The organism is Mycoplasmopsis alligatoris A21JP2, assembly GCF_000178375.1.
In the GTDB taxonomy this organism is placed as follows: Bacteria; Bacillota_I; Bacilli_A; order Mycoplasmatales; family Metamycoplasmataceae; genus Mycoplasmopsis; species Mycoplasmopsis alligatoris.
In genome coordinates this window covers 1-3,939 of record NZ_ADNC01000014.1, presented here as the reverse complement: position 1 = coordinate 3,939, position 3,939 = coordinate 1, and the positions used below count along the sequence as shown (strand labels likewise).

The following is a 3,939-nucleotide window of genomic DNA, read 5'->3' as shown; positions in this document are numbered from 1 at the left end:
TTAAGTGAATTTGAATTATTTAGCGACTTAGTAATTTTTAAAACTAATTCAGGATTAATTGCTAAAGAAATTCCACTTAAGTGAATTAAGTCAAAATTTTTATCATTAATTTTATTTAATTCATTTTGATCTAAATCTAAATTACTAAAACAAGTGTTTGTACGATCATATTCAACTTTTGAAGAATTATCTGGATTAATTGGCGAGTAAAAATATTTACCTAATTTATAGCTATTTTGATATACAAATTGACTTTTAACAAGATTAGAATTCATAAAGAGTTTTAGCTTTTTCGTAAACAAACTTTTTTCATTTAAAGCGCTTAAATAATAAGTTTTATTTCCGTTTATACCTAAAATACTAGCTACATTTAGTGCATCACCACCAAAAAAGTATTCGATTTTATTTCCATCATATAAATCATCTGGATTAAAATTTAATCTAATTAATGTTTCGCCCATTGTTAAAACTTTTTTAATCATTTTTTACTATCCTTAAGTAGTTTTTAATACTTTCTATTTTTTCTTTTTGTGTAGAACCTTTTAATAGATCAGAACCAACACTTATAGCAATAGCTCCGCTTGTTAATCAACTTGAAGCATTTTCTAAATTAACTCCACCGCTTGGCATAAAATTCAAAAAAGGAAAAGGCTTAGATAAATCTGCTATAAATTTATGACCTAGTATTGCTGCTGGAAAAAGTTTTAGTACTTTATGTCCTTTATTATAGGCATTTATAGCTTCAGTAGGACTAAAAATACCAGGTAAATAATCGATTTTATTTTCTAAACTAAATTGACTAACTTGTTCAGAAAAATGTGGACTAACAAAAAATTTAGCACCATTTTTTAAACAATTTTGTGCATCATTTAAGGTTAATACAGTTCCAGCACCAATTATTACATCTTTAAGGGCACAAAAATGCTTTATGAGACCTAAAGCATTTGGTGTTGTAAGTGTAATTTCAATTATTTTTACACCATTTTGTATAAGTAAATCAATATTGTTTTTAGCTGTGTCATAGTCGTTTTCGCGAATTACAGCAACAATTTTATTTTCTTTTAATGTTTTTAGCATTATCTAGCCAATCATCCACCATCAACAGGAATGATTGCTCCATTTAAGTAGTCACTAGCTTTTGAACTTAAAAAGACAATTGTACCCATTAATTCATCAGTTTGTCCTCAATGTCCAGCAGGAATTCTTGATAAAATTTCAGCATTTCTAGTTTTATCAGCTCTAATAGGAGCAGTGTTTGCAGTTTCAATATAACCAGGAGCGATTGCATTAACTTGTATGTTTAAAGAAGCTAATTCATTTGCAAAAGCTTTTGTAATTCCAGCTACTGCATGTTTTGAAGCTGTATAAGCAGGAACAAATTTTCCACCTTGATAACTTAACATAGAAGCTACATTAACAATTTTTCCATGACCTTGTTTTTTAAAAACTCTTGCTACTTTTTGAGAAAGGAATCAAACAGAATTTAAGTTTATGTCCATTACTCTATTTCAAGAATTTTGGCTATATTCTAATAATGGTTCACGAATTATAGTACCTGCATTATTTACTAAAACATCTATTCTTCCAAATTTTTCTACTGTTTTATTAACAAGTAAATCTTGATCTTCTTGCTTTGTTAAATCACCTTTAACAAGTAAAAAGTCTACTTTTTTGCTTGTTAAGTATTCGCTTATTTCACTAGTGTTGTCATCATAATGAGCAACAACAATTTTTGCTCCACAAGAAGCTAGGGCTTTAGCATAAGCTAAACCTAATCCCATATTAGCACCAGTAACAATAATAACTTTGTCTTTGACACTAAAATAATCTAAATTAAATTCCATAATTATCCTTTACTTTTTTTGGTTTTTTCTTCATTGATTTTTTGAGAGATTTCTTGATCAAAAAAGCCTAATATATAGTTACGATTGACTTTTATAACAACTTTTGGAGCAATTTCTACAAAATAAATTTCACCTTGTTTGTCAACTAATTCACCAAATACACCACTTGCCAAAAAAACTTCATGACCTGGTTTTAATTCTTGATATAATTTCATTCTCTTTTTAAAGTTTTTATCATCCTTTTTCTTTTTTAAAACAGGAATAACAACAAGCATAAAAATGATGTAAAGTGCTATTAAAGAGCAAAATACGTATAAAATTATTTGTTGATTTTGTAAGTAAACAACTTGATTTTGTTCAAAAACTAAATTTGCTTTTTCGATCATAATTACCTCTTATTTTTTATAGAAAGTTGAAAAGCTTGCTACGTTTTCATAAACAGCTTGACAAGATTCTTTTAGTGCTTGGTATGAACTAGGATTCAATAATAAAGCTTTAATTGCTAAATCAATAATCATTGATGTTCCTAGTCCAGCAAATATCATTACATTTTCATTATCACTATTAATTGCTAATTCCATAGCTTTTTGGTGTGGTGAACCACCAGGAATATCAGCAATTATTAGCTTAATTTTGTCGTTATTAATATGAGTTTCTAATTCTTTTTTTAACTCATCGATTTCTTTATTTTCGTCTATATTATAGGCATATACATTATCTTCTAAACCTACAACAAATTCTAAAACGCTTTTTAATCCATTTGGATATTGAGCGTGTCCGATTAATATTAACTCTACTGGCATTTTATACTCCTAATATTCCAAATACACCACAAGTGATTCCAACTAAAATTGTTACGATAATTACTTTATATGGACTTCATTTATATTTAGTTACCATAAAGTAAATAAACATAACTCAAATTCCAGCTGCCATTAAAGGCATAATGTTGTTTAAAATTTCTTGAATAGAAATAACTTTAACTTGGAATCCTGCAGCTCCAGCATCGATTCTTTGTGAGAATTCTAATGCAAAGTTTACTTTTGTTAGTCTAATTGCTAAAGCAGCAATAATTGTAACTCCAACCATTGAACTAATTCTAATGATTGTTTGCATTGATGTTGCTAGTTTTCCAATTGCTTTTTCTCCAAGTTTATAACCTAATAAACCTAGTGAAACACGCATAATTATTAATATTGTATTAATTCCAAATAAGAAAATTACTGGTCCTAATATTGATCCTGTTTGTGCAAAACCAACAGCAATTATTGAGAATAATGGGAAGATAGCAAATTGTGAAAGAGAATCACCAATTCCAGCTAAAGGACCCATTAAAGACATTTTTATTGTTCTTGCATCCGAAATACTTTGTCCGTTTGCTAATAAAGATAGATGAACAGAAGTAATCAGAGGAAGAGTTTGAGGGTTTGAGTTAAAAAACTCGATGTTATTTAGTAAAGATTCTTTTAATTTAGCCCCTTTACCATAGATTTTTTTTAGAGCTGGATATATTGCGTTTGCATATCCTAGACCTTGAAAGTTAGCATAGTTAAAACCACTTTGAAGTAAATAAGATCTAAAAGTAATTCAAATATACATAAGAATTGATAGTTTACCTAGCGCTTCGTTTGGATTTTGTGACTCATTAATTTGCACAAAATCTGTTCTTTGATTAGATTCCATCGTCTTGACCTCCTGCTTGGTTTTGATTATGCATTGGCATTTGCATAATTGGTGCTTTTAATTTATTATCAAAGCCTGCTAATTTAGCAATAGAAATTATTATCATTACTAAACCAAATGCTGTAATTGCTAGTCCTAAAACTGAAAAACTTGTTTTTGTAACTGTTGCAATTGCTTGGAATACCAAGGTTAAAAAGTATCCAATAAAGACAAATCCTAAGTATTCTTTTTTGATCATTACTTTTAATATTAAAGCAAATCCTAATGCTGGTAATAATCCTCCAGCAACTCTAAATCCAATTCTTAATCAATCAGGAATTTCATTAGCAATAGTTGCTAAACCATTAGCACTAAATCCTACTGCAATTCCAAATCCGAATGTAAATAAGACTAATACGATCATTGATAAGTT

Annotated in this window: 7 protein-coding genes; all 7 read right to left on the bottom strand. The window is 28.5% G+C overall.

Annotated features, from left to right (window positions below; genetic code table 4):
• A partial coding sequence (locus MALL_RS01880; protein ID WP_005683511.1) for a PfkB family carbohydrate kinase occupies positions 1 to 482 on the bottom strand: 482 nt, incomplete at its 3' end.
• Positions 475 to 1,077, bottom strand: coding sequence for a bifunctional 4-hydroxy-2-oxoglutarate aldolase/2-dehydro-3-deoxy-phosphogluconate aldolase (locus MALL_RS01875; RefSeq protein WP_005683506.1), 603 nt, complete (start codon positions 1,075 to 1,077; stop codon positions 475 to 477). The genes MALL_RS01875 and MALL_RS01880, both read right to left, overlap by 8 nt.
• The gene (kduD, locus tag MALL_RS01870) at positions 1,077 to 1,844 is read right to left on the bottom strand and encodes a 2-dehydro-3-deoxy-D-gluconate 5-dehydrogenase KduD (protein WP_005683505.1); all 768 of its coding nucleotides are present in this window, start codon (positions 1,842 to 1,844) and stop codon (positions 1,077 to 1,079) included. The genes MALL_RS01875 and kduD overlap by 1 nt, the downstream gene beginning before the upstream one ends.
• 2 nt (positions 1,845 to 1,846) lie before the next feature.
• On the bottom strand, positions 1,847 to 2,230 hold the full coding sequence (locus MALL_RS01865) for a preprotein translocase subunit YajC (protein WP_005683510.1): 384 nt from the start codon (positions 2,228 to 2,230) through the stop codon (positions 1,847 to 1,849).
• Between the two features lie 9 nt (positions 2,231 to 2,239).
• A complete protein-coding gene (locus tag MALL_RS01860) occupies positions 2,240 to 2,647 on the bottom strand; it encodes a PTS sugar transporter subunit IIA (protein ID WP_005683508.1) in 408 nt (135 codons plus the stop codon).
• A 1-nt stretch (position 2,648) separates the two neighbouring features.
• Positions 2,649 to 3,527 (bottom strand): PTS system mannose/fructose/sorbose family transporter subunit IID, encoded by an 879-nt coding sequence (locus MALL_RS01855; RefSeq protein ID WP_005683509.1) that lies wholly within the window; start codon positions 3,525 to 3,527, stop codon positions 2,649 to 2,651.
• Positions 3,517 to 3,939, bottom strand: a 423-nt coding sequence (locus MALL_RS01850) for a PTS sugar transporter subunit IIC (RefSeq protein ID WP_040545536.1), incomplete at its 5' end; no start/stop codon positions are given. The genes MALL_RS01850 and MALL_RS01855, both read right to left, overlap by 11 nt.